At 68.8% G+C, this 26,199-nt stretch carries 18 protein-coding genes and 1 pseudogene; 14 read left to right on the top strand and 5 right to left on the bottom strand.

Annotation, left to right across the window (positions count from 1 at the left end; translation table 11 throughout):
- The first annotated feature begins 33 nt into the window (after positions 1-33).
- On the top strand, positions 34-1,308 hold the full coding sequence (locus AB0G35_RS27715) for a cytochrome P450 (RefSeq protein WP_360955088.1): 1,275 nt from the start codon (positions 34-36) through the stop codon (positions 1,306-1,308).
- Positions 1,309-1,385: 77 nt separating this feature from the next.
- On the opposite strand, the gene AB0G35_RS27710 is transcribed toward AB0G35_RS27715, so the two are convergent.
- A complete protein-coding gene (locus AB0G35_RS27710) occupies positions 1,386-3,047 on the bottom strand; it encodes a TlrC/CarA/OleB/SrmB family ABC-F type ribosomal protection protein (RefSeq protein WP_360955085.1) in 1,662 nt (553 codons plus the stop codon).
- A 465-nt stretch (positions 3,048-3,512) separates the two neighbouring features.
- On the opposite strand from AB0G35_RS27710, the gene erm reads away from it, so the two are divergent.
- Positions 3,513-4,358 carry a 23S ribosomal RNA methyltransferase Erm gene (gene erm, locus AB0G35_RS27705; protein ID WP_360955082.1) on the top strand — a complete coding sequence of 282 codons (846 nt, stop codon included), beginning with the start codon at positions 3,513-3,515 and terminating at the stop codon, positions 4,356-4,358.
- A 112-nt stretch (positions 4,359-4,470) separates the two neighbouring features.
- On the opposite strand, the gene AB0G35_RS27700 is transcribed toward erm, so the two are convergent.
- The gene (locus tag AB0G35_RS27700) at positions 4,471-4,656 is read right to left on the bottom strand and encodes a DUF6243 family protein (RefSeq protein WP_360955079.1); all 186 of its coding nucleotides are present in this window, start codon (positions 4,654-4,656) and stop codon (positions 4,471-4,473) included.
- 121 nt (positions 4,657-4,777) lie between these two features.
- Here AB0G35_RS27700 and AB0G35_RS27695 point away from each other — a divergent pair, with 121 nt between their 5' ends.
- From AB0G35_RS27695 to AB0G35_RS27640, 12 genes and pseudogenes are all read left to right on the top strand, one after another.
- Positions 4,778-5,380 carry a TetR/AcrR family transcriptional regulator gene (locus AB0G35_RS27695; RefSeq protein ID WP_360955076.1) on the top strand — a complete coding sequence of 201 codons (603 nt, stop codon included), beginning with the start codon at positions 4,778-4,780 and terminating at the stop codon, positions 5,378-5,380.
- Positions 5,381-5,966: 586 nt separating this feature from the next.
- Entirely contained in the window at positions 5,967-7,511 is a 1,545-nt protein-coding gene (locus tag AB0G35_RS27690) for a cellulase family glycosylhydrolase (RefSeq protein WP_360955073.1), read from the top strand.
- Positions 7,512-7,913: 402 nt separating this feature from the next.
- A complete protein-coding gene (locus AB0G35_RS27685; protein WP_360955070.1) occupies positions 7,914-8,075 on the top strand; it encodes a hypothetical protein in 162 nt (53 codons plus the stop codon).
- A 228-nt stretch (positions 8,076-8,303) separates the two neighbouring features.
- Positions 8,304-8,615, top strand: coding sequence for a hypothetical protein (locus AB0G35_RS27680; RefSeq protein WP_360955067.1), 312 nt, complete (start codon positions 8,304-8,306; stop codon positions 8,613-8,615).
- A gap of 36 nt (positions 8,616-8,651) precedes the next feature.
- Positions 8,652-9,044, top strand: a complete 393-nt coding sequence (locus tag AB0G35_RS27675; RefSeq protein ID WP_360955064.1) for an IS5 family transposase — start codon at positions 8,652-8,654, stop codon at positions 9,042-9,044.
- 161 nt (positions 9,045-9,205) lie between these two features.
- Positions 9,206-9,709 (top strand): hypothetical protein, encoded by a 504-nt coding sequence (locus AB0G35_RS27670; RefSeq protein ID WP_360955061.1) that lies wholly within the window; start codon positions 9,206-9,208, stop codon positions 9,707-9,709.
- 193 nt (positions 9,710-9,902) lie between these two features.
- Positions 9,903-10,010, top strand: a pseudogene (locus tag AB0G35_RS27665) (IS481 family transposase); the annotation flags it as partial.
- A gap of 262 nt (positions 10,011-10,272) precedes the next feature.
- Positions 10,273-10,785 carry a hypothetical protein gene (locus AB0G35_RS27660; protein ID WP_360955058.1) on the top strand — a complete coding sequence of 171 codons (513 nt, stop codon included), beginning with the start codon at positions 10,273-10,275 and terminating at the stop codon, positions 10,783-10,785.
- 106 nt (positions 10,786-10,891) lie between these two features.
- Positions 10,892-18,181, top strand: coding sequence for a toxin glutamine deamidase domain-containing protein (locus AB0G35_RS27655; RefSeq protein ID WP_360955055.1), 7,290 nt, complete (start codon positions 10,892-10,894; stop codon positions 18,179-18,181).
- 7 nt (positions 18,182-18,188) lie between these two features.
- Complete coding sequence (locus AB0G35_RS27650; protein ID WP_360955052.1) at positions 18,189-18,821, top strand: hypothetical protein; 633 nt, start codon at positions 18,189-18,191, stop codon at positions 18,819-18,821.
- A 142-nt stretch (positions 18,822-18,963) separates the two neighbouring features.
- Complete coding sequence (locus AB0G35_RS27645; RefSeq protein ID WP_360955049.1) at positions 18,964-19,236, top strand: DUF6406 domain-containing protein; 273 nt, start codon at positions 18,964-18,966, stop codon at positions 19,234-19,236.
- Between the two features lie 58 nt (positions 19,237-19,294).
- Positions 19,295-21,520, top strand: coding sequence for an SUKH-4 family immunity protein (locus AB0G35_RS27640; protein WP_360955047.1), 2,226 nt, complete (start codon positions 19,295-19,297; stop codon positions 21,518-21,520).
- Between the two features lie 72 nt (positions 21,521-21,592).
- Here AB0G35_RS27640 and AB0G35_RS27635 read toward each other — a convergent pair whose 3' ends face one another.
- The 3 genes from AB0G35_RS27635 to AB0G35_RS27625 form a co-directional block, all read right to left on the bottom strand.
- Positions 21,593-22,033, bottom strand: coding sequence for a hypothetical protein (locus AB0G35_RS27635; protein ID WP_360955044.1), 441 nt, complete (start codon positions 22,031-22,033; stop codon positions 21,593-21,595).
- A 162-nt stretch (positions 22,034-22,195) separates the two neighbouring features.
- A complete protein-coding gene (locus AB0G35_RS27630) occupies positions 22,196-23,515 on the bottom strand; it encodes an SUKH-4 family immunity protein (protein WP_360955041.1) in 1,320 nt (439 codons plus the stop codon).
- Positions 23,516-23,681: 166 nt separating this feature from the next.
- Entirely contained in the window at positions 23,682-25,832 is a 2,151-nt protein-coding gene (locus AB0G35_RS27625; RefSeq protein WP_360955038.1) for an ATP-binding protein, read from the bottom strand.
- Between the last annotated feature and the right edge of the window lie 367 nt (positions 25,833-26,199).

The following is a 26,199-nucleotide window of genomic DNA, read 5'->3' as shown; positions in this document are numbered from 1 at the left end:
TGTGTCGCCCCCCCCACGACTCGGAAGCCAGTGATGAGAACACCGACTGATGACCGCGCCCCCGCACCCGCCGATGAGGCCGTCGACCTGATGGACCCACGGGTCCTCAACGATCCGTTCGGCACCTTTGCCCGGATCAGGGAACAGGCGCCGTTGGTGCGCGGCCGATACCCCTGGGGCGACCCCTTCTGGATGGTGACGCGCTACGCCGACGTCAAGGCGGTGCTCTCCGATCCGGACCTGGTGAACAACCCCCGGAACGTACCGGGGATGGACCTGCCCCATCTCTACGCCCAGGGCCTCGACGAGGCCGACTTTCCCCAGCGGTACGCCCGCTACCTCCTCGACAGTGTCCTGTTCCAGGACGGCCAGGACCATGCGCGGCTGCGGAAGATGTCCGGGCGCGCCTTCACCGCGCGCCGCGTCGCCCAACTACGGCCCACCACAGCGGCGATGGTCGAAGGGTTGGTCCGGGCACTGCCGGGCCGCGCACGCGACGGAGCGGTCGATCTCCTGGAGCACTTCGCCTATCCGGTATCCATAGGCACCATCTGCGAGATCGTCGGAGTTCCCGAGGCCGAGCGGGAGCAGTGGCGGGTCTGGAGCTCGGCCTTCTACACCATGGACCGCGCGCTCCTGGAGCCCGCGGTGGGCGGCATGGCCGACCGCCTCCACACCATGATCGAACAGCGTCGCGCCGAGCCGACCGGCGACCTGCTCACCGGCTTGGTCCAGGCCGAGGGCGACGACGGGGAGCGGCTCACCGATGTGGAGATCGTCGCCCTCGTCCTCGCCTTCATCACCGCCGGGAACGAGGCCACCGCCCAGCTCATCGGCAACGGTGTCGCCGCCCTGCTCACTCACCCCGAACAGCTCGCGCTGCTCCGCTCCGAGCGCGAGCTGCTGCCGAGTGCGGTCCACGAGATCATGCGCTGGTGCGGCCCCGTGCAGATCACCCAGCCGCGCTTCGCCACCCGCGACCTGCGGGTCGGCGGTATGCCGGTACGCAAGGGCGAGCAGGTCATGGCCGTCATAGGTGCTGCCGGATACGATCCGGCAGTCTTCCCCGCCCCCGAGCGGTTCGACATCACCCGCACGCCCCATGCTCGCCGTGACACCCATGTCGGCTTCGGGTTCGGCCCGCACTACTGCCTGGGCGCGGCCCTCGCCCTCCAGGAGGCCGAGGTGGCGATCGCCGCACTGCTGCACCATTTCCCCGGCCTCGCCCTGGCCGTGGCGCCGTCCGACCTGGAGCGCCAGCTCTTCCCCGGAGCCTGGCGGCTGAGCGCCCTGCCGCTGCGGCTCTGACGCCCTCGCCCCGGCGCACCACCGGGCGGTACCCGGCCATCGCCGGGAACCGCCCGCCGGTGCACGCCGCACCGGATTCACGCCGTGGCGAATGCGGTGATCCGGCCCTCGCACAGCGACAGATGCGAGCCGCTGAACCGGGACCGCATCCGGCGGTCGTGGGTGACGACCACCACGGCGCCCTGGTAGTCCGCCAACGCCTGCTCCAACTCCTCCACGAGCACGGGGGAGAGGTGGTTGGTGGGCTCGTCCAGCAACAGCAGGTCCACCGGGTCGCTCACGAGCCGCGCGAGCTCGATCCGTCGCCGCTGCCCGTACGAGAGGTCCCCCACCCGCTGTTCCAGTTCCGCCGGGCTGAACAGGCCCAGCGAGAGCAACTCCTCGGTGTGGTCGTCGAGATGGCCGGGGCGGCCTTGCGCGAATGCCTCCGTCACGGTCAGCCCGGCCGGCCAGGGCACCTGCTCCTGCCGCAGGTGCCCCACACGCCCGGACACCTGCACCGTCCCGCTGTCCGGTGTCAGTTCCCCGGCCAGCACCCGCAACAGCGTGGTCTTGCCCGCCCCGTTGGGCCCGGTGATCAGCAGCCGCTCGCCGTGATGTACGGATACCGACGCCACCTCCAGCCGGTCCCCGACGCGCACCTCGGTGAGTTCGGCCACCGGGGCCTGCGCCGTTGCGTCCGGGCCCGCGGTGGCGATGTGGGCCGTGAAGGTCAACGGATCGGCCGGCGGGGCAACGGGGTTCTCCGTCAGCCGGGCGACCCGTTCCTTGGCGTTGCGGATGCGGCTCATCGCGCCGTGCCCCCGGCCTCGCGACCGGAAGGCGCCGTGGCCGAATACGGCGAACGGCACCTTGCGCGGAATGTTGTCCAGTCGCGCCACGTTGGAGGTGACCAGCTCCCGGTTGCGGTCCAGCTCGGCGCGCCACTCCTCGTACTCGCGCAGCCGCCGCTCACGCTCCGTGGCCTTGGCGGTGAGATAGCCCTCGTAGCCGTTCCCGTAGCGGTTCACCTTGCCGGCGTCCACCTCCAGGATGGTGGTGGTGAGCCGCTCCAGGAACACCCGGTCGTGGGTCACCGCGATCACGGTGCCGCGATGTGCCCGCAGATGGTTCTCCAGCCAGCTCACCGCCTGGTCGTCCAGGTCGTTGGTCGGCTCGTCCAGCGCCAGCAGTTCGGGCGCCGACGCCAGCGTCGCGGCCAGGGCCAGCCGCGAGCACTCGCCCCCGGAGAGGGTGCCCAGCCGGCGGTTGCGGTCCAGGCTCGGCAGGCCGAGCCCGTGCAGCGCGATGTCCACCCGGGCGTCGGCCTCGTAGCCGCCGCGAGCCTGGTACTGCTCGACCAGGTCGGCGTAGGACTCCAGAAGAGCGGCCAGTTCCCGGTCCGGGCCGGCCCGATAGGGCCGTTCGGCCAGCTCGGCTTCGGCCCGCCGCACCCCCGCCTCGATCTCGCGCAGCTCGACCATGGCAAGGTCGACGGCGTCTTGAACGGTGGCCTCGGGGGACAGTTCCAGTGTCTGCGCCAGATAGCCGGTGCCGCCGGGGGCGACCACCGTGACGGCCCCGTTGTCCGCCTGCTCCCGCCCGGCGATCAGCTTGAGCAGGGTGGACTTGCCGGAGCCGTTGTCGCCGATGATGCCGACCTTCTCGCCCGGCTTGATGGTGAAGCCGACCCGGTCGAGTACGACACGGTCGTTGTAGCGCTTGGTGATGTCATGAAGGGCTAGTTGCGCGGTAAGCACGTGAGGTCCTCCTGAATAACGGCCGAGGATGGATGGGGGATCCGCGCACACGACAGACTGTCCGGGCGTGATGGCCCAACAGAGAACGCCGATACGGCCGATGACGTCGGGACGGCGTATTTCAGGAGTGCACGGATGGATGCGGCGGAACAGAGCTCAACGCGGCGGCATCCTCGACTATTACAGAGAACCCATAACATCCACTCTATGCGGCAAATGACTGTCGTGGCAAGCGTGTCGACCGTGAGGAGACGTCGACGGGTGCCGGGCCGCATCGCACCGGAGCGCAATCGAATGCCCGGGACCTCATGGGTCATCCGGAGGATTCGCTTGCAGTGCCTGTTCACGCGGGGGCCACCATCAAATCCCGAAGGGCTCGTCGGTCGACGTCGTGATCGCGCCTTCGGGTGGCTGAATTTCATTAGGCTTGCGGGCAATTGATGGACTTTCGGATCATGGATAGGTATGTTTGGCGGGGTGGAATCAAAACCTCCGATGTCGCCGAGATCTGTATCCGCTCCCCCCACCTCGCGCAGCACCGCTCGGCGGGAATGGGGGCAAAATTTCTTCCGGTCGGCAGCCGCCGCCTGCCGTTTTTCCGATCAACTCGATTCCTCTTGTGCCGACTTACCCGGCTCCTTAGCCGACGTTTTAATCGTTGAGATAGGCCCGGGCTCCGGCCGGGTGACCAAGGCGCTGGCGTCGGCTGGACGCTCCTTGCTCGCGGTGGAGATCGATGCCCATTGGGCACGCCGGCTGAAAGACGAATCACTTCCCGATGTCACCGTGGTGAACGAGAACTTTCTGACCTGGCAACTGCCCAGGCAGCCAATCCGTCTGATTGGCAATCTTCCGTTTGTGTCCGGCACCAAGATACTGAGGCGCTGCCTGGAGCTGGGGCCGGACCGGATGCGCCAAGGGGTATTCCTGCTTCAGCGTGAGTACGTGGGTAAGCGGACCGGTGCCTGGGGCGGCAATCTTTTCAACGCCCAGTGGGAGCCTTGGTACACGTTCGAGGGGGGGCTGACCTTCTCCCGAAAGGAATTCAGCCCCGTACCGCGCGCCGACACCCAGACGCTGGTGGTGATGCCGCGCCGTCGACCGTCCGTGCCCTGGCGTGAGCGCTCCGACTATCAGCGGTTCACCCAACAGATCTTCGACACCGGTCAGATGACGATCGGTGAGGCCGCGCGGAAGGTGCTGCGCCGCGGCCACGCCCAGTTCGTGCGCAGTGCCGGCGTGCAGCCGGCCGATCGGGTCAAGGATCTCACGGTCCGGGACTGGGCCGCACTGTTCCGTGCGAACCCCTAGCAGGCCGACTGGTGACGCCTCCCGGGCCCCGCCCCCGGCGGGCCCGGTTGCGGGGGGTGAACCGTCTGCGCGCGAAAGGCCGTACACGGACGCGTTCTCTCGTGGAGGGTCGTCACGACGCGGGGGGTCCATCAGAGGACCGCGCTTCCTTGAGCTTGCGCAGCAGCTCCCGCTTCTGCTCCTGCGGATTGACGCCGCCACCGCGAGCTCCGCCCATTCTCCCGCCGCGCATCGCCTTGCGGGAGAGATTGGAGCGGGTTCCGCCGAGGCCCAGCATGCTTCCTGCTCCCCTGGCCATGGGCTTCTCCTTTCGTCGGTGAGACGAGTCGCTCCGTCTCGGTGTGTTCACGAGTCTGAGCGATACGTCTCGTCTTGTCAAGACGAGACGTATCGCCTCGCGATGCTTTACGCTGTGCGTCATGCCCTCCAACCGCGTCCCCGAAGCCGTCCCCCGCCCTCGCCGCACCCACAGCGCGATCCTGGGCGCCACGCTGGAGCTCGTTCAGGAGGTCGGATATCCCAAGCTGACCATCGAAGGCGTCGCCGCCCGGGCCGGCGTCGGCAAACAGACCATCTACCGTCGGTGGCCCTCCAAGGCGGCGATACTCCGTGACGCGGTCGTCTGCCTGACCGAGGACATCGCGCGGACCGCGACCGCGATCCCCGACACCGGCGATCTGGAGGCCGACCTCAAGGCCGTTCTGCGGTCCACCGTCGACGTCATGAGCCACCCCGAGTACGACGTGCCCGCCCGCGCCCTCGCCGCCGCCGGTATCGTCGACCCGAAGCTCGGTGAGGAGCTGGTGACGCGCCTGGTGGAGCCCCAATTACGGCTCTGCCTGGAGCGCTTGGGCTCCGCCCGGCGGTCCGGCCAGATCGCGCCGGATATCGATACGCGGATCGCCGTGGAGATGCTGGCGGGCCCCATCGCCCACCGCTGGCTGCTGAAAGGCGCGCCTCTCTCCCACGAGTACGCTGAGGCCCTCGTCGAGCTCACGCTCCGGGGCCTGGCACCGCGCTGAAGCCGCGCCACCGGCCGCCCCGACACCGGAAACGGCTCGGCAAGCCCACCCGCGACGTCGATCGCCCCCCGTCGCCCACCCACACGCACAAACGAAACCTCGCGTTCGCCAACCCCCGTTCCCTCACGCTTCATCACCAGCGGGCCCGGCCCGCCGCTCGTGCGCGTGGTAATCCTCTGGCCCCCGTGAAACACCGCGAGCACCGCGTGCCAGCGCGTCGTCCGCCTTCTCTGCACCAGTCAAAGTCCGGCGAACCCTGTAGGCGGAGGAGGGCCTGGGTGCCGCCGAGGGCCAAGGGCGATCTGTTTGCGGTGATCCGCCCCGACGCACGCACCGGCCCGCCGAACCGAGGTCGTCAGCGGAAGTGCGACATCGGCATCGACGGCCGCCGGTTCTGTCATCACTGGGTGTCGCCGGAGTGGAGCGGTCGGACGAGCTGGGCGCGGTGCCGCAAACGTCGCAGCGAGAGCCAGCGAGTGCTCGGTGCCAACTCCCGTGAAAGTCTGGGAACTTCACCCACCTGCCAGTAGCATCCGGCCGGCCAGTAGCACGTCGTCCAAGCAGCCATCCTCGAAAGGGGCTCGGCATGCGCTTGATCTCCCGCGTCGCCCCCGCCGTCCTCGCCGTGGCCGCCCTCTTGCTCGGCGTCCTCCCCGCGCCGGCCCAGGCCCACCCCGACCGCGCCCCTGACCGCACCCCTGTCCGCGCCCCCGCCCGCGCCCCCGACCGGGTCACGGTCGGTGACCGCACCTTCATCGCCGACGGCCAAGGCCGCGCGCTCCAGTGGCGCGGCTTCAACCTCGCCGACAAGAGCAACCGAGGCACCAAGGCGTTCGCCGACATCCACGAGAGCGACCTCAAAGACATGGCCGGCCGGGGCTTCAACCTCGCGCGCCTCGCGTTCTTCTGGGACGACCTCGAACCCACCCCCGGGCACTACGACCGCGGCTACCTCACCAAGATGCGCCGCATCCTCGACTGGGCCGACCGCTACCACATCAAGGTCATCCTCGACGCCCACCAGGACGTGTACGGCCCCCACTTCGGCTCCCGCGGCGTCCCCGACTGGGCCACCCGCGACGAGGGGTTACCGTTCTGGCCGATACCCGACGACTGGTTCTCCGAGTACTTCGAGCCATCCGTACAGACCGCCTTTGACCACCTGTACAAGGACGCCGACCTCCGCGCCGCGCACGCTCGCATGTGGATGACGGTCGCCTCCGCCCTGGGCAGGCACCCGGCGCTGCTCGGCTACGACCTGATGAATGAGCCGTTCGCGAAGTTCCTCGAAGGCGAAGACCTCCCCGCCGCCGCGACCCGCTTCGAGGCCACCGAGCTCACCGAGCTGTGGAACCGCCTTGCCCGGGCGATCCGCCTGGTCGACCGCAGGTCGTGGGTATTCGTCGAACCGACCGTCATCGTCGGTATCGGCGTCCCGACCCACATGGGCCACATCGACGACCCGCACGCCGGCTACGCACCGCACTTCTACGAGACCGCGATGGAAACCGGCGCCGACTACGACCCCAACGGCACCTTCATCCCCGCCTACGAGGCCGCGATCAGCGACTACCCGACCCGTCACCGCATGCCGGTGATCGTGGGGGAGTGGGGCGGCAACCCCTACATTCCGCACGCAAGCCGGTTCGTCACCGACATGACGGCCTCCCTCGACCGCTTCTCCAGCGGCTGGACGTGGTGGCAGTGGTGCCGGGGCGGCGGCTACTGCTTCCTCGACCCGACGGGCGTCGCGAAGCCCCACGCCCGGCTGCTCGTCCAGCCGTACGCGCGGGCCGTCGCGGGCGACCCGCTCACGTTCGCGTACGACCCGGCCGCACGTACCTACACGCTCACCTTCCGCACCCGCGACCAGGCAGAGGTGCCCACCCAGATCACCGTGCCCAGGGACACGTACCCAGGCGGCTACCGCGTCGATATCCAAGGCGGCAAGGCCAGTTGGGGCGATCACGGCCAGACCGTCAGCGTGCGCACCCATGGCAGGGCGGGCGCCACCTACAGGGTCACCATCAGCCCGAGGTGGCCCACCCGATGCGCTCGGGGGCTGCGGCCCGCGACCCGCGATGCCCAGACCCCGAGAAACCACGGCCGCACACGCGGCGGCTGCCAGTGAAACACGACGAATCGCCAAAAAGGGTGGCGCGAACATCAAGGCGCAACTGGGGTGCCGCATGAACGGTTCGTCGTCGTACAGCGGGCTGGAGACCATCAGCGATGATGTCCGCACGTGCCCGCCAGGAGCGGGCGCCCACCGCACCTCACGAGTTGGCATCGCAGCCCTCGTGCCGCACCAGAGGCCGTGCCTTCCTGCACGCACCCACGAAGGTCACTTGCCCAGGCACGCACGGGTCTGCGCCCTGCATGCGGCGCCCGTTCCTGGTTGTGCCCCATCCTGGGGCAGCACTGGACACCCAGCGGGTGAGGGCTTGTCAGTGCCTCTGGGTACGCTGGCACAGACATGAAACGGACGTGAACCGGAAGCTCGATGACGCCGGGGGTGAACGGAGGCACCGTCATGGGCGACGGGTTCAAGAGCAAGGAGAACGAGGACCTCAGCAAGGAGGACGAGGACCTCAGCAAGGAGAACGCGGACGTTGACAACGCTCTGATCATGGAGCAGAAGCCGGAGAACCAGTTCGGCGGCGGTGTGCGGGTTCTGAAGTCCACGAGCAAGTGACACGGCCCGCACCAACGGGGGCCTGGGGCGACCGTACAGCGGGGTTGCCGGGCCGCCACAGCAGCACGGTCGCGGCAGCCAGGGGCAAGTATGTGCGCCCTGTCGGTTTCGGTGTCGGCTCGACTCCGGCACCGCGTTTCGACGACCAGCCTTCCCGCGCCAACTCCGCGTTCCACCGTACGACCCCGCCTGGCCCACAGCCGCCCCTTCACCGATAGGAGAGAGTCCATGTCGCATCCCGACGCGCCGGAACCGGTACAGCCCGTCCCCGCCACTGCCGAAGAGGCATTGGCTGCCGCTCGCGCCCGATTCGAGGTACGGGATCTGGAAGGAAACCCGGCGCCGTTGTACGTGAAGGAGTTCGACCTCGGCTTCCTCGTCCACGCCGTCATGCCCCCACCGCCGCCCGGCACTCTGGCGCCGTTGGGTGGCAGTCACATGGTGATCTCCAAAAGCGACGGAGCCGTCACCTATGTCCCCAACTTTCCGCCGGACTCCGCGATCGAGCTGTACCGCAGCCTGCGCCGGCCCAAGGGCTAGGCAGTTTCCTTCGGATCATCGGATCGCTGGTCTGGTGTGTCGTGGAGTGACGCCCAGGGGGCACGGGTCGAGCCGCTGTTGCCGGACCGGACACTTCGGCGGGGTGGACGGTGGCGGGACCACCGGCAGGTGATCGACGCGATCGCCTGGAAGTACCGGACCGGTTCGCCCTGGATGGACATGCCTGCCGAATTCGGTTCGTGGAAGGGAGCCCACAACCGGCTGCGGAAGTGGGCCGCCGAGGGGACCTGGGAGAAGGTGTTCACCGCCCTGCTGGCCCAGGCCGACACCGAAGGTGACCTCGACGGGGTCGTCGCGGTCGACTCCACGATCGTCCGGGCTTACCAACACGCCGCCGGTGCCCGTCAAAAGGGGCACCGGCCGGCGGACCGGCCCACCATGCCCTGGGACGGTCCCGCGGCGGCCTGACCACAAAGATCCACCTCGCGTCCGACCGCCGCTGCCGCCCGCCCGCCCTCGTCATCACACCCGGCCATTGCCGAAGGGCACAGGGGCTCACTCAGGGGGACTCAGGAGAACGCACGGGCTACTACGACCTGCTCCCGCCGACGACCGCTGAGGAGTTCGAGATGGTCACGGGCCTGTACCGCCGGGCCGCGGACGAGGCCCGCGCCGTCGGCTACCGCACCCTGCGGTGGGGCGGTCGGGACACCGGGCCCGACGGCCAGGCGGCGACCGCGCTGGGCGCGCACGGACACGGCGAACACGCCCGTTACTGGAGCACCGAGCCAGCCACATGGCAGCCCCCTGCTGGGCTGCCCGATGTGCAAGTCCACCAACTGCCCGGGCACCTCACGCTGGCGGCGGCGGACGCAGAAGTCTCGGCCGTCATCGACGGGCACACGGCCCACATCAATGCCGGGGAGGCGATCCGCCACGAGAACGCCGAGCCGCGCGCGCTCGCCGCGCTCCTCGCGGAACTCGTCACACGCCTGCGGTGCGACCACCCCGAGGTCACCGAACTGACCATCTGGGAATTCGACGACGCCGCGGTACGCCAGGCACTGCCGCTGGCCGGACTGCGCATCACCGCACGCACCATGGACTACGAGCTTCCGCTCACCCCTTCATGACCTCGGCAACAAACCCGCCGATACACCACCCATGGCACGGGGCGAGTGCGGCATCAAGCGCCTCAAGTGCAACCGGGCTGTTACTGCCGGCTTCGGCGAACTCGCAGTCCGCTAAGAGGCCACACTGACTGTCGCGGCCATCAACGAGTGCCTCCTGCACCGCTGGGAACCGGCCCGCCGCATCGCCTGCCCGGTGCGGTTGAGCCCCACGACCGTGCGCCGCACCCTCAGCCGATTCCAGCTCGCCCGCCCGGCCCACGCGGACCGCACCACCGGCCGTGTGATCCACCGCTACGAACACGCCGCCCCGGTCACCTGGGGTCCACGGCGACATCGGAAAGCTCGGGGACCTCCCCGCCAGCCGCGTCCCCAACCTCACAGGTCGAGAGACCGCCGCTTGCGGGCCGGAATGCGCAGGGGGACTCGTCGGCCAGGGGCCGGGCCGGGACGGGCCAGAGGCACGCATCCAGAGAATACGGTGACGAAGCATGGACATAACTGGTGCTCGGTCAGCACGCTGTTTGGCTTAGGGTTGAACATGTCGTTGAGTAACCATGACCGACGTGGGGGATGTTGTGACAGGGGCAGGTGGCTTCCAGGCCGATGTGGAGTCCTTGAAGTCGGGGGGCACCAACTTCGTCAAGCTCGGCGATGACTTCAACGATTCGGTACGACGTCTGGTCAACGGCTTGGCCAAACTGCGCGCGGGCGAGCCCACCAAGGATGTGGCGGCCAAGCAGAAGCCGCCGGAAGAGAAGTCGTTCGGCGAGCAGTTCTGGGGCAGCCTGACCACCCTGGACAGCAAGTCCAGCGCGCCGCCCTGGGGTGACGACGACCTCGGCGAGAAGTTCGGCGTCGTCTACGAAGGCCTCCGCGACGGCATGTACGAGTCGATGGGCCACCTCGCCGCCAAGCTTGAGGAAGTCGGCAAGGCGCTGACCGCCATGTCCAAGCACCACGCCGAGAACGAAGACTTCAACGACGCGCTGATGAAGCAGCACGTCGAGAACGAGCAGGCGTGGGACGACCCGTACAAGGGCACGTTCGTCCAGCGAAAGCTCGGCCCCGTGACCTGAGCCGGCAGGCTCACGACGAGGGATTGGCGGGCGGCCACCGCCTGTCGGCGCGCGCATCGCGTACGCCACGCATTTACGCACATCATCACGGGGGAGAAGCTCAACCTTGTTGAACCCACCTGTTGCTGTCGAGTGGGTCCTGGAGATGCTCGGCTTCGACTGGCCGAACGCTGACGAGGACATGCTCTTCGAGTGCGCCCAGATCTGGCGCCAGTTCGGCTCCGAGGTCGCCGAACACCAGGCCCGCGGTACCGAGATAGCCGGCAACGTCCTGGCGGCGAACTCCGGCGACGCCATCGAGGGCTTCATCAAGACCTGGGAGAAGTTCTCAGGTGGCTCCGGTTACTTCGACGACGCCCAGCAGGCGGCCGAGGTCATCGCCTTCACCTTCGAGGCCGCCGCCACCATCGTCATCGCCATGAAGGTCGCGGTCATCATCCAACTGGTGATCCTCGCCTGTGAAATCGCCGCGGCCCAGGCCGCCGCCCCCTTCACGCTGGGGCTGTCCGAAATAGGCGGCGCAGCAGCCACCCTCGCCACCCGTGAGGTCGTCCGCAAGCTCCTCAAGAAGGCCGCCGAGCAGCTCCTCGAAGCCGCGCTTGAGTGCGCCAAAGAGCCCTTTGTATCCGCCCTGCAGGCCATCGCCTCCGACCTCATCGCCCAGACCGTCAACCAGAACTTCGGCGCCCAGAACGGCTATGACCTCGGCCGCACCGCCAAGACTGGGACCAAGGCGTTCACCGACGCCGTCGAGAACACCGGCGAGACCCTCGGCGAATCCCTCCGCGACGGCGCCGGCCACCGCGCCGGCCACCGCGTCCGCGGCGGCCTCGACAGCGCAGCAGGCCGCGGCCACGACGGCAGCGACTCCCACACCGACAGCAGCGACAGCAGCGACAGCAGCGCCGACTCCACCAGCTCCAACGAGAGAAGCCGCAGCGGCGACAGCGCAGACGGCAGCTCCGGAACGAACTCGGGAAGCAGGACCGACGGCAACAGCTCCACGGGCTCCGACGGCACCTCCACCGACTCGGGCAACAGCTCCTCGGGCTCCGACGGCTCCTCCACCGACTCCGGCAACAGCAGCAACGCTGCAGGCAGCGGCAACCGGGGCAGCTCGGACAGCGGCGGCTCCGGGCGCAGGGCACCGGATATCGGTGGTCCGTCGTCCGCGTCTCCGCCGAGCGGTTCGGACGACTCTTCGTCGAGCCCGTCCCCTTCGTCGAGCCCGTCCTCCTCGTCCGATGGCCCGTCGGCTTCGAGTTCGTCCTCCTCGTCCGATGGCCCGTCGTCTTCGAGTTCGTCCTCCTCGTCCGATGGCCCGTCGTCTTCGAGTTCGTCCTCCTCGTCCGATGGCCCGTCGTCTTCGAGTTCGTCCTCTTCCCCGAGGACGCCGTCCAACAGCAGCACGGACAGCACCGGCAGCCCGGACTCGTCGATACCCTCGTCGTCCTCGCCCTCACCAAGCCGTGGCTCCGACTCGCCCAGCCCATTCGACGTGGGCACCCACGCCTACAACGAGAGCATCGGTCGTCCTCTGGGCGACGACTCGTCCACCCCCGACGCGTCTCCGGACTCGTCCACGCCGTCCACCACGACGAGGCCGGACGTGGAGAGTGGACCGGCCCCCGACACCACCCCTGACTCCACCCGTCCGGACCGCACACCGGACGCCCCGCCGACCACGGCACCGGGCAACGAGCCGTCCATGCCCTCCCACTCCTCGCCCATCGAGGGCCCGGGCACCACGCCGGATGTCGATGGCTCCCCGGCGCCGGACACCACGCCGGACAGCGCTCGCCCGAGCCGCCCGGAAGGCGCCGACGTCCCCGCCCCGGAGCAGGGCGCGTCGATCCCGGACCCGCGCACCACCGAGCCCGCACCCATGCCGTCCCCGCCGCAGGAGACAGACCGCCCCGAGGCCGCCCCTGCCCCGGCTCCCGACAACTCCCGCCCCGAACCGGGCGTGCACCAGGTCGACCACGACTCGGTCACTTCCACGCCCGCACCGGCCCAGGGCCCCATACCGGGCGACTCCCACGACGGCAACAACAACGACCAGAACACGGGCAGCGGCCGCGTCTCCATGCCGAGCGGCGCCATGCCCGGCAGCACGCATACCGCAACCCCCAGCCCGGGTCAGGGCCACGCGTCGACACCGTCATCACCGACCCCGCACCACCCGGACGACGACAACCTCAACCTCATGGGCGGCACCGCCACGGAGGTGCCCCCGGCCCACCGTACTCAGCCCGGTGAGGCAGGCATCCCGCAGCAGGCGACCCCGTCGTCCACGGCGCCCTCAACGTCGACCCCGGGTGCGATGCCACCACCGGCGGCCGGCCCCATCCCGACGCAGGCGCCGGCGGCAGGCAACCCCACGAGGACGCCGCGGGCCACCACGCCCAGTGCCACGACGCCGCGTACGGAACGGCCGAGCACGAGGCCCACGACGCCGTCGCGAGACCCCCGGCAGAACCGTCCCGCATCGCCGCCGCGCACCGAGACGCCGCGCACCGAGACACCGAGCCGCTCGACCACGCAGCCGCGCACCGAGACGCCGCGCACCGACACACCGCGCGCCGAAACGCCCAGCCGCCCCACCACACCACCACGCAGTGACACGCCGCATGCCGCGACTCCGCGCACCGAGACGCCTGGGCGCCCGACCACGCCGCCCCGCGGCGAGCAGCCGACGAACCGTCCGACGGGCCAGCAGTCACCGGCCGCGTCCCCCACTCCCACGCCGAACGACCAGGGGATGCCGGCACCGCACAACCAACAGCCGAACAACCAACAGCCGCACCACCAACAGTCGGACGCCACCAACCAGACGCCCGATCAGAACCAGCCCCCCGCTGACGGCAGTGCGCCCCAGCAACCCACGGCGCCTCCGCCTCCGCCGCAGGCACACAGCCTTTCGGACATCCGTAACAACCTGAACATCCCGTTCGAAGGCCTGACCACTCCCGAGCCCGCCCATCAGCAGGACCTGGAGAACGCCCACCCGAGGAACCCCGACGGCACCCCGCAGGTGTACGCGGACCCGCGGCAAGGAAACTGGGTCGGTCTGCAGAACGACGGCGGCGTGGGGGTGCCCGGCCGATCCAACAACTGCGCCGACTGCACCCGCTCGTTCCTCGAAACATGGTTCGGCCGCCCGACGGTCTCCGCCCCGCGCACCTTGGACCTCAATGCGGACGGCAGCCTGAACACCTTTTCCGCGGAGCGCGACTCGGTCGACAACCAGGCGCGTTGGGCCGGCGCACCCAGCACGTACGCGGGCAAGGACCATCCCAACCCGTACGCACGTATCGCCTACGAGCTGTCGCAGGCCGGGCACGGCTCGGCAGCCGTGATCGGCGTCAACTGGCCCGGCGGTGGCGGCCATGCCTTCGCCGCGGTCAACCACAACGGCCAGGTCCTGTTCGTCGACGCGCAAACAGGCGTCGTCAGCGAGAATCCGATTCACCTGGGGGCCCAAGAGGTCTTCTACACCCCGCTGGACGCCAATCGGAATCCGATCACTCCGTACTTCCTGACCCCGTCGACGCCTCAACCGTCCACGCAGAACACTCCGGACACCGACAACAGCGCGGACACCGACAACAGCGCGGACACCGACAACAGCGCGGACACCGACAACAGCGCGGACACCGACAACAGCGCGGACACCGACAACAGTCCGGGCCCCGACTCGTCGACGGATGAGTCAACTCCCGACGCTGAGTCGGACGGACCCGCCAACACCTCGCCGTCCACTGAGCCGTCCACTGACGAGGCACCCTCCGACAACGACGGCTCGACCGCCGAAAAGAACGCGAACGACGCCAACACCGACACAGCACCGCCGTCGACGACCCCGGAACCCTCCACAACGCCGGAGACGACGCCGACCCCGGAGACGACGCCGGCTCCCGAGACGACGCCGACCCCGGAGACGACGTCACCGCAGAACGAGGACTCCACTCCGGACACGAACACCACCCAGGACTCGGACGCGACGGACCAGGACGGCCCGCAGCCCGACCACGCGCAGGACACGCAGGACACGCAGGACACGCAGGACAGCCAGGAATCTCAAGACACCCAGGACACCCAGGACACCCACGACACCGACGACGCCCAGGACACCCAGGACACCCAGGACCCTCACGACACCGACCAGCAACCGGAGTCGGGGGAACCGGTCTTCCCGTCCACCGCCACGCGCCCCTCCGGTCCGCCGGACGGCTACGACGACCCCACCGACGCCGACAACCGCGCGCAGCAGGAGCGGTTCCCGCGCAACGAGGATGGCTCGTTCCAGCAGGCCCCTGACCCGCGCGAGGGCACCTGGGTCGACGATCTGCGCGGCCAGAACCCCGACGAGTCCGGTCGCGACGTCAACTGCCCCGACGGAGCACTGGCGTTCGTCGAGTCGTACGCGGGTAACCCCACGGTCGCCGCCCGCCGCAGCCCGAATGAGGACGGCACCCCCGCCGACACTCCCGAGCCCAACGGCCGCGACCGTATCGAGAACGCCCTGGGCGCCGAGTTCGGCGACTTCGGCGACGGCCACGACGCGTACCGCAACCTGGAGACCGCCCTCCTCAACGAGGGCCACGGCTCACAGGCCGTGATCATCACCCAGAACGCCGACGGCCGTGCCCACGCCTGGAACGTGGTCAACCACAAGGGTCAGATCGTCTACGCCGATCCGCAGACGGGGCAGAGCAGCACCACCCCGCTCCACAGCGGCAACAACGGCGTCTTCGCGATCCCGTTGGACGCCAACCGCCGCCCCATCGCGACCACCACCCAGCCCACCACCCAGCCCACCACGCAGAACCACAGCCAGACCACACCTGCCGGTACCAACCACACATCGTCCCAGCGCCCGGCCGGTTCGACCCCTGGGTCCAACGACCCCAGCGCGGAAGCCACCCGCGAGCGGCGCAACCAGAGCCTTCCCGACCCGGAAGCCCCGGACCAGCAGCATGCGAACCTCCCTCCGGATCAATCGCAGCAGGATCTCCGGCAGGAGCACCAGGTCCGGCGGATTGATCTGACGCCGGTCCAGCAGCAGATGCGGGCCTGGGCCGAGCCTCAAGGCAACGGGTCCACCTCCCCCTTGGGCAATCTGCTGCAGGAGTCCCTGGCCCGCCGGCAGCAGCATGCGGAGGCCGCACAGCAGGTCCGCGACGCCAAGCAGGCTCTTGACGACGCCAAGAAGGAAGCCGACAGCGCCAAGAGGGCGCTGAAGAAGGCCGATCCGACGGAGCGGGCGGCTGCCGAGCAGAGACTGAACGACGCCAAGAACGCCTTGGCGGAGGCGAAGAAGGGGCACAAGGAGGCGCTGCGGGCGCACCGGGACAACGTCTCGATGCCGGCGACCAACTTCACGGACAGCGATCTGCGCCGTCATCTCGACCCGGCGTGGTCGCAGATGAACGACGGTGACCGGTACGCCGCGCTCGCGACCTTGGGCCGGATGAGCCACTCCTTCCACGCGAACAACGCGGTGGGCGCGAGCCCGGAACCCGCGCCCAACAACGACCCGTACGCCGACGCACCGCCCAAGAAGCGCCAGAAGATCGACCCGGCGCACGACCATCACGAGTCCGTGGCATCCACCCGGCGGGAAGCCTCGGCTCGCCCCAAGGACAACGCCCCGCAGGACCTCAGAGATCTGTTGGACGAGACGGAGCGCAACTCCCCGGACTTCTCCGACAAGAACTACGCGGTGGTGGAGGTCGTCGACGCGCGCGGCGAGAGCCACTACATCATCGACTCCTCGGTCCCGGCCGCCTCGGATGCCGTGCGTCCACGGCACTCGGAAGGTCACATCCTGGAGTGGGTCGACCAGCTCAACAACAGCAGGGAAGCCGAGGGGAAGCCCACGTACAAGATCGCCGGCCTGTACACCGAGCGGGAGCCCTGCGGTCTGCGCAAGGACATGTCCGGGCATGCGGACTGCTCCAAGACCATTCGCGACTCCGACGCGATGGACGGGGTGCCCGTTTACTACAGCACGACGTACCGGGTCGACCCTCAGCGCAAGGAGTTGATGGAGCAGGAGCGCGCGGCCCGGCGGGACCAGGGCGAGACCGACGCCGAGATCAAGAAGGCGTTGGACGGCTACAAGACGCCCAACCGTCAACTCATGGACCGGGAGATCCAGCAGCACCTGGACTTCGTCGACAACCTCCTTTCGACGATGAACGACCAGCAGCAGACTCCCCCCACCACAACGGACCCCAACCGCACCCCACCGGCGAACCCGGCAGGCGTCGACCGCAGGCCCCCCGCCGACCCCGCAGGCACAGACCGCAGGCCCCCGGCGGACCCAGGGGGCTCCGACCGTACGCCCGCGGCCGAACCGGCTGGAACCGGCCGCACACCCTCGCGCGCCCCAGAGGAGAGCAGGGACCAGACGAACAACGAAACTCAGGAAGACAACGAAACTCAGCCGGAATCGTCAGGCCGGCCAGATTCCCAGCGGGCGGAGGCCCGGTCGACCCCTGAGGTCACCGCCACACGTGACGCGACGGGCAGCACTCCACGGCCCAATCAGCAGCACAGGCCCACGATCAGCGAGCTGGAAAGCTCGCTCGCCAGCGAGGGCCACGGTGCTCAAAGGGTCTTCATCACGCAGGACGTCAACAACCAAAGCCACACACTGACCGCGACGAATCAGAACGGCCAGATCGTCTACACCGATCCGCTGACAGGGTCGCAGAGCTTCATCCCTCTGAACTCGGGCAGCAACGCCACACCCCTCCCGTCGATCCCGGGAGACCTGATCAGGGTGTTCCGTGTCGGCCAAGAGCTCGGACTCAGTCCGCTACAGATCGCGGATTTCGTCAACGTGGCCGCCATCAAGAACAAAAGGGCAAAGGAAGGGGATACCCCCATAGCCGATGCCAATATCATCCAACAGATGCAAAACTGGCGCAACGAGGTTGAACCTCGGGGTTATCCCTACCACTTCGAGAGTAAAGAGCGCTTCGATCAGTTCACTTCTCGACTGCGAGATCTCGCCCGGGAATTCGGCCTCCCCGAAGGCAGCATCGTGGTACAAGGGTCTTCCCTGCGAAAGCCGGACGCAAAGGATGTCGACTTTGCGATCTTCGTGTCGGATGAAGCATTCGATGCATACGTGGAGAAGTGCAAGCAAGGCCTCATAGATCGCAACACGTTGGAGGGCAGCCGCAAGCTGCGGAAGGACCTCCGCGGATACAACAACAAGGGTTTCGTCCCCAGCTTCCTGCTGGACAGGATCCCTGGCGATCCTGATCGCACCTTCGCCGGCGAGGCGTATAGACTGACTGAAGAATTCGGTCTGCCGGGAATCGATTTTTCGGTCATGCGCGAGAGCAGTAGGTACGCCATGTACCCGAGCATGGAATTGTGAGGTCTAAGTGTCCAGCGAAATTCAGCGTTTCTACCTGGATTGGGGAATCTACCCCGGGGAAGAGGTCACTCGCGAGGAAGCCCTGGACGAGGGTGACTACACGCGGGTCCAGTTCAGCGAATCCGGCGCACCCCTTTTCGCTGAATTCTACGATTCCTGTCGCCTTTTCCACGTTGATTACTGGACGAGTGATCCGGATAGCGTCAGGAATAGTCACCTGCTGCACCATCCGGGCATCCCCTTCGGAATCCAGTTGACAGTTCAGCAAATCGGCAATTACCGCTGGAGTGTCTCTCGCAGGTACGGAAATTCAGGTGATCTTGCCGGATATCTGGTCCACTTGGAGCGAATCAACACCTACGATGCCGCACTGATGACGCTACAGATCGACCTTCAGCGGCAGTTGAAAAAAATCGAGAAGAATTCCTATGACAGTGACGGTCAACTGCACTACGTCTTCGAGTACAGCCCGGAGGGTGACGTCGTGAGCATCCATGACTCGCCCGAGGGGAGCACTCCACAACTGGCGGCCGCGCTTGATGACGTGGACATGCCGGACTTCTATCGTGAGGGCTTTGCTCTACCTGCGGGCATCGACCGCTCGTCGATCCCACTCCTGGGCGGGTATTCGGGGTCATAGAGCGGCAGACCGGTCGCTATCAGCACCCATCCCAGAGGTCACGGGCGTGGGCAACTAGAGAAGGGAGGCATCTCCGGCCGCTGACCATCAGGAAATTCATGAAATGTTGTAGCAACCAGTACGCGTCTTTGTGGGATGAGAAGTGAGTAGTGCCGGCGCGATTCATCTCTGGCAAGGAATTCAGCGAAACACCGGGAAAGCGAGCTTCGCGGTGATGGACATCTTCAGGGAATCCGACGGCTCGGTCAGGGTTCGGCTCGGGATCGTCGCCGCCGAGGAGGAGTTTCACACCCTCCGCGTGGGTGAGACCTTCCCCGTGGGCGACGAGACATGGCGGCTCGCCGACTTGACGGGTTGGCCGAGCGAGGACGACTGGACCGTGGTGCTGCGCCGTGTAGCGCCTGCCCCAGCCTGATTCCGCCACTGCCCACCACGCGTAGGGTCGAGGAGTCAACGCGCAACTGAGGAGGACCATGCCAGAGCCAACCACCGACACCCCCGGAATCCCCGAGGAGGAGGTCGCCGGTCGTGTCGGCGCATGGTGGCGTGAGGGTGGGCTCGGCGGCCAAGTGGCCTATCTTGTCCCCGCGGACGGCCATGACGCCTCGGCCGTCATGCGGGAGATACACGAGCAGGTGCCCGGCAGTGTTGTCGTCGACGCCACCGGTCTCACCGCCGAGCAGGTCATGCAGCGGGCCCTCACGGCGCTCGGAGTCGAGCTGTCCGCGGACAAGCGGGACGACTGGCGTTTCGCGCTCGGCGCGTGGCCCGAGGAGCGGTTGCTGCTGGTCGTCAACGCTCATCGTGCCGGGCCGACACGGCGGTCGTACGAGCCCGAGCGGTTGGTGACCGGGACCCTTCCGTGGCTGGCGCGTGGCAAGTTGGCCGTGGTGGTTCATGTGGTTCCCGAGTTGCTGCCGGCCCGCGTTGATCCCAGGGCGGTGTTTCGGCTGTCCGCGGCGGCCGTCGAGTCTCTGCCGGCGGTAGCCGAGTCCGTTGCCGTGCGGGCGTTGGCACTGGCCGAGCCCCGCTTCGTACCCGTCCCTGTCTGGGCCCAGCTCGTCACCGCGCTGGCCGGTGAAGCGGCATCCGAAGACGAACTCGCTGAATTCGCGAGCGAAGGGTCCGGAATTCTTCGGCTCGGACCTCTCGGGGTTTCCTTTGTCGACGAGGGCCTGGCCGAGGCCTTGCGTCGGGAGATCGACGCTGCCGACCTCTCCCGTGTCAACAGGCATGTGGTGGCGTGGCTGATGCGCTCGGCTCCGGGGTTCCGCCACCCCGAGGGATGGGCCAAGCGCGGTGCCGTCGGCCTGTACGCGGCCACCGGGCTGGCCATGCACGCCGTGCAGGCGGGGGCGTACGAAGAACTTCTGCGCGATGGGCGTACGGTGGCCCATCTACCGCAGACCGCCCTCATGGACTCGGCGCGAAGCCGCAGCTTCGTCATTCCCGGCAACAGTCCCGCCGCCGATGCAATTCATCTGTGGGGATGGGGAGTTGTACCGCAAAGTCAGGGTGAGTGGGCTTCCTGGCTGCATTTGATGGCCTGGTCGCGCAACGATCTCGAATTCGCCTCGTCCGTGGCTTCGTCCGGCGTCTCACTTCCCTGGCGTACGAAGTGGGCCCATTGGCGGCCGCCGGGTGGCTACCATGTGCGTTTCCTCGAAGCGGGCAGGTTCGTCAGGCTGGCGGAGGTGCGCTGGCAGGGACGGCCCGCCATTGCCGGCTTTCAGCAGCGTACGGTAGACGGATCGCCGCAACCGTATGTCTCCGTCCGGGACGTGGAGACCGGTGAGCTCGTCGCAGGTCCCTGGGAGCAGGATGAGATTCCGCAGGAACATCGCACGGACCTGGCCGTGCCCCCGGCGACTACGACACCGACTCCCTCGGCCTCACCGGCCGGCGAGAGTCCCGGGCATCCCACACGCCTCCGCGAGCTGTTCGACTCGTCGTCTCTTCCTCGGAGCAAAAGTGCGTTCCTCCTTCCCTGCACCCCACTGAGCGTGGGCGATGTCGTCGTGTTCGGGGGCGACCTGGGGCTGATCGCCATCCAGTCAGCGAAAGGGGTGGACCCCTCGGACACTTTCGGCTCCCGGCAGCGGCCGCTGTCCTGGGATTACGCGGACTCGGGCCCAAGCGCCCCCGTTGATGCCGCGCCCCCGAACCACCAAGACCTGATCGCCCTTTTCGGCGAAGACGACATCTACGAGGCCGAACCCGAGGAAATTCCCGAGGAGCTGACCCACCAGCCGACTCGCGAGCTCTGCACCGAGTTCGGCCTGCCGGACATGAACGAGGGCGCCATGGCGCTACTGCCGTACGGGAATTGGGAAATCGACCTCTTCGACGAGGTGGACTGGCCGGGTGATGTCGAACCCGTGGCGGAACGCGGACCCTTCTTCCAGATCGGCAAGTGGATGGGGGGCGAAATCGTCATCGACGGGCCCACCGGGCACATCCTCCGCGTCCCGACCGGGCCCGACGAGGAGTATCTGGCCGGGCTTCCCGCTGCACGCGGCCTGGAGAGCTTCCTCACCATGGTCGCGCTGTGGGTCACCGGGCTCCGCACCCGTGCCCTCCTTCCTCCGGGCAACTCCGAGCGGGGGCAGATCCCTTATTGGGTCCTGGGGGAACTGGCCAAAGTCGATGAGAGGGGCGGTGGTCAGCCCGCATGGTCGTACGTCCTCCACAACGAGTGACACAACGGGTGACACAACAAGAGACACAACGAGTGACGCATCGGTTCAGGTCCTCGGGACGGATCGTGGCCATCAGCCCTTCGCCCCTGGACGGTCGGCCTCGGTCGGGAAGTCGGCCAGGACCAGCGCGACCACGTCGACGGCCGCGAACTCCCGTGCTGCCGCCTCGTTCTTGAGCAGCTCGGGGACGACCCCGCCGATGTGCCCGAAGGGGGCGCGCACGTGCACGTGCCCGTTCAGGTCGAGGCCTGCGCGCAGGCGTTCGCGTTGGCGGTTCAGCCCTGCGCACAGCACCTCACGGCCCATCGGCGTACGGCAGATGCCCGGGGCGCTGCGCCAGCTGTTGGGTTCCGCGTCCCGGTGCGGGCGATAGTGACGGTGGATGACACCCCCGCCTTCCGGCAACCCCACCAGTTCGTCACTACGCACACGCCACGTCGGTTCGCCCGCCGGCCAGTCGTGCAGCAGGCGGGCCACCTCGCCGGCGGGGAGCCCCGGCCGTTCGCCCGTCACAGGGCCAGGGCACCGGATCGCCGGAGCAGCGACTGCCAGTCCTCCGGGCTGTTCGCGTCGTCGGGGATCAGCCGCAGTACGTCGTACGCCGTTTCCGGGCGTCGCTCGACCAGCAGCTCCAGGGCCTCCCCATGTCCCGTTCTCCCCGGCGATCGGGGCCGGTCAGAACAACCCGTGCCACATCTGCTCGACGATCACGGACCACCAGTTCCTCGGGTCGTCCAGGGCCGATGCGTCGATGGCGACGAGCTGAGCCTGGAAGTCGGCGACGGCCCTGCCCGCCATGATCGGGTCGAGCGCGATCATCTCCTCGCGGGTGGTGTGCAGGAGCGCGAGGGAGCGGGCGAAAGCGGACACCGAGGCGTTGACGCGGCGGCCCGCGCCGCTTTCCGGAGTGACGGCCCAGAGCTGGCCGACCGGCTCGCCCGCCAGCTCGGACCCCGTGCACTGGACGGTGATCAGAGCGACCCCGTCGGTGCCGATCCTGACGTGACCCTCCAGGAACGCGAGGGAGTCGGCGCCGGCCTGGGAGCCGACCTGGCGCAGATGCGCGGCGGCGTTGCCGAACAGGCCGCCCGGAAGCTCCGCTTCCGGGCTGTCGGCCGTGAAGAAGAACGGGATGTCGGCCGGAAGCCCGGCCCATGTCAGCGTGGCCTTGGCGGCCTCCGGGAGCGGGGTGCCCGCCACGTCGTCGGCGTCGTAGCGACGTACGTCGTCAGCGCCGAAGGCCTCCGTCAGCTCGCGGCCCAGGGCAACATCGCGGAGCGGCTCGGCCGGCTCGACGTCGGTCGGCACCGGCGCCCGGTGAGGCCGTGGCGGCGGCTGCTGTCCCGCGATCTGGTGCATCATCTCGACGTGCTGGATCAGCCCGGCGATCGCCTCGGCGCGCTCCTCGGCCCGCAGGCCGTACTCCTGCGTGCAGGAGAACCGGGCGTGGGGGAAGCGACGGCCGATCAGCAGGCCCGGGTACCCGCCGGGGAGCAGGCTGGAGCTGAGGTCGGTGTGGATCGCGACCACGTTCTGCGTGGGGACGCCGAGGACATCGATCTCCACCAGGGCCTGGTACTCGGAGTGCGGCTCACCGGGGGCGGAGTTCTTGACGAGGCTCGTCTCCTCGCCGGTGCGCGGGTCGACGTAGGTGATGACCGTGGTGTTGCCGGGGCCGGTGACCGGCGGCTGCGCGGGCGGCGCGGCCTCCTGGCCGCCGCCGTGCTTGTGTTGATACATCCGCACGACCTCCTCGACCGGCACGGACGGCCAGGTGCTCAGCTCGCCGGTGCGGCGGTCGACCACACCGCAGGAGTGGCCGATCGTGGCCGGCGGCCGGCGCTTGCCCGTGACCGGGTCACGCTCGATCGGCGGGGCCGCGGCCCACACCACCCAGCCCAGGTCGAACTCCTGCATCCGCACCTCACGGTGCTCCTGTCCCTCGGGGTTGAGCCACCCCTCGGCGGTCGCGAGCGCCTGCTCCTGGCTGATCACGGGAACTCCCTACGAGTCTTCGGATGGACGGGGCCGGTGCGGCCGGGGTCGGTGCCGGGCGAGCTCCGCGGCCCTCGTCCGAGTGGGCCTGAGTGCAGGCGGTCTGATACGGGCGCCTTCGAGAGGCTTCCGGCCTTTGAGCCTAACCGTCTGCGGGGGGTGGGTGTCAGGCGGCCGGGTGGGCACCGGGCCCGGGGGCTTGCGGAGCCTGTGCGGCCTCCGGTGTGGGCTCGGGGGCCCGTGCGGGCTCGGACGCGACTGCCCGGGGGTCGGGTACGGAGCGCCGAGCGGTCGTGGCGGAGGGCTGCGCCGGGCGGATCTGCAGCGCCTTCACACCGCTTTCCGTGGCCACGAGGAGGATGCCGTCGGGGGAGAGATCGGTTCCCGTGAAGGGCGTGGCGGAGATCAGGGCCGTGACGATCTCCTGGTCGCCCTTCTGCTCGCCGCGACGCCAGACGCGTACGTAGTCGGCGCCGCGGCTGAACCCGAGCGGCCCCGTGGCGCGCTCGTCATCCGAGGGGCGCAGGATCCGGGCCGGGTCGGCATCGATGACGGAGCCGGTGGCGAGGTCCTGCACCAGCACGGCGGGGGCCTTGGGATCGTCGGCTTGCAACGGGCGTGAACCCGGGGTGCCCCGAGGCACCGAGCTCACGGCGACCGCGAGCCGGGCCGACGCCGCGGGCTCCTGCTTCGCAGGAGCCTGCGCGCCGCTGTCCGACGCGGCCGCGGACGCGGGCAGTTCACCGACGGTCACTGCTTCGACCCCGGCGACCGGTACGCTCCACAGGGTGTGCCAGGGAAGCTCGGGTACCGTGCGGCGCAACACCGCCGCGTACTCCGGCAGTCCGTCTTCGACGAACGCGGTCTCCAGGAGCGCCGCTCGAAAGACGGCGGGTGCCTGGGTGCGGGTGAGCAGCGGGGCCGTACGCAGATACGTGCGCGCCGGTGCGTCCAGCTGCTCCGGGGGTACGGCCTCCACCGCGGCGCGCAACCGCACCGGATCGGCGTGGGTGAACAGGCCGGGGTCGGTGAGGAGCCGGGGGAGCAAACCGGCCCCCAGGGTGTGTCCCGCGATGTGATCGCGCACGTACACCCCTGCCTTTGCCCAGTCCTGATCGGGTACGGCCTCCAGCAACTCCATGGCGATACGCGCCTGAGCGCCCGGAACATCCGGCAAGCCTGCCCGAACGGCCTCGCCGATGCCCGGGTGCTGCAATCCGACGAGCGTCCGCTCGTCCTCGGGGATGCCTTCACCGGCCCTCTCGATGGGGCGGATGAAGGGGGCGACGAGCAGCATGCCCCGCGCCAGGTCCTCGCGCATGTCCCGCTCGGCGACGGCGGAGGCGAGCGGGGTCAGCAGATGCACGGGCAGGCCGTCGCCCTCGGCAAGGGCGAGGGGCGCGAGGATCTGCCGCAGGGTGCGGGGAGGGACGTCAAGCCGCCGGGCGTGCAGGTCGAGCACTTCGCCGACGCTGCCGGGCAGTTGGCTCGCATCCTCCGGGTCGAACCCCTCCGGGTGCATCAGGATCGACTGCACGGCGAGATGCACGGTCAGACGGCTGCCCGCGCCGTCTCCCGCGTGCCGGGCGATCACCTCGGCGAGCGCGCGCCGAGCGCCAGGCTCGGTCGTGAAGGGCAGGTCCGGGGCGCCGAACCGGGGATCGAGCAGTGCCTCGGCCTGCCGTACAAGCCCTTCGGGGTCGGCCCACTCGGGGGCGTCGAGGTCGATGATCCGGGCCACGCCGGGCGGCAGGCCCTCGGCGAGCTCGACGGCGAACTCCCGGGGCACGTCGGCGAGAAGGCGTAGGGACTCGACGGCGGCGAGGGGCTTCAGCACGTCCCGCACCACGTGCGCGGGCCCGCCCGCCCCCCGCACCGGACCGGCCCGATCCACATCCGGCACCACGATCGTCACCGGCCGCCCCGACAAAGCGAGTTGACCGAGTTCGGGGAAGATGTCGGCGGTACGGGTCGCGGACAACCCGTAGTGATCGGCGAGCAGCCACAGGGTCTGCGCTGCCGTCAGCCCGGCGACGCTCGGCACCGCGGGTGCGGGCAAGTCCGGAGGCACGGTCGCCGGATCGAACGCGTCCAGGTCGAGCCCTTTGCGGTACTCCGGGTCGCAGAGCATCAGGAACCCCGTGAGCAGCCGCGAACACCCGGTGCCCGGACTTCCGGTCAGGATGACGACCCGAGGCGCGCCCGGCCACTCCATCCGCCACGTGGTGAGCGCGCGCAGCGCGGCATGGCGCCCCCCGATGTAGGGGTGGGGCTCATAGGCCTTGGCCCGTTCTGGAGCCTGGGTCGGGCTGGTCATTGTCTCCCCGTTGTCCTGTCCGTCCGGCACCGTCAAGTCGTGTTGACCGTACGTCGATCATCCTAGGGGCGTGGCACGGGGTGAAGAGCACGCCGACCGCCGCCGGTTGCCCAGGTGTGGCGTGCGCTTGTCACCCACGTGTGGCGCGGCGCCCCACGACAGGGCTCGGTGATCGCTTCCGGTGCGAACTCGTACCCCGAAGTGCCGCCAACCTGCCGGTCGACAGTGACCGTTCCCGGTCACCGCACCAGGTGTGCTGTCCGGGGACGTGGGTAACGGGCAACGACCCCCGCTGGTACCCCCTACTACCCTTCCGGCGGGCAGTAGCCACCCGGAGAAGTCCGGTGGCTGCCACCAGCGCGGGGCG

The organism is Streptomyces sp. NPDC021749 (assembly GCF_040640655.1).
Classification (GTDB): Bacteria; Actinomycetota; Actinomycetes; order Streptomycetales; family Streptomycetaceae; genus Streptomyces.
The sequence above is the reverse complement of the archived record's forward strand: the minus strand, read 5'-3'. Positions and strand labels throughout refer to the sequence as shown.

Bases quoted from the DNA above. Each gene is read 5' to 3' on its own strand.
- AB0G35_RS27640 (WP_360955047.1), top strand. From the start codon at position 19,295: ATGCCAGAGCCAACCACCGACACCCCCGGAATCCCCGAGGAGGAGGTC.
- AB0G35_RS27685 (WP_360955070.1), top strand. From the start codon at position 7,914: ATGGGCGACGGGTTCAAGAGCAAGGAGAACGAGGACCTCAGCAAGGAG.
- AB0G35_RS27690 (WP_360955073.1), top strand. From the start codon at position 5,967: ATGCGCTTGATCTCCCGCGTCGCCCCCGCCGTCCTCGCCGTGGCCGCC.
- AB0G35_RS27700 (WP_360955079.1), bottom strand. From the start codon at position 4,656: ATGGCCAGGGGAGCAGGAAGCATGCTGGGCCTCGGCGGAACCCGCTCC.
- erm (WP_360955082.1), top strand. From the start codon at position 3,513: ATGTTTGGCGGGGTGGAATCAAAACCTCCGATGTCGCCGAGATCTGTA.
- AB0G35_RS27715 (WP_360955088.1), top strand. From the start codon at position 34: ATGAGAACACCGACTGATGACCGCGCCCCCGCACCCGCCGATGAGGCC.
- AB0G35_RS27695 (WP_360955076.1), top strand. From the start codon at position 4,778: ATGCCCTCCAACCGCGTCCCCGAAGCCGTCCCCCGCCCTCGCCGCACC.
- AB0G35_RS27680 (WP_360955067.1), top strand. From the start codon at position 8,304: ATGTCGCATCCCGACGCGCCGGAACCGGTACAGCCCGTCCCCGCCACT.
- AB0G35_RS27670 (WP_360955061.1), top strand. From the start codon at position 9,206: ATGGTCACGGGCCTGTACCGCCGGGCCGCGGACGAGGCCCGCGCCGTC.
- AB0G35_RS27625 (WP_360955038.1), bottom strand. From the start codon at position 25,832: ATGACCAGCCCGACCCAGGCTCCAGAACGGGCCAAGGCCTATGAGCCC.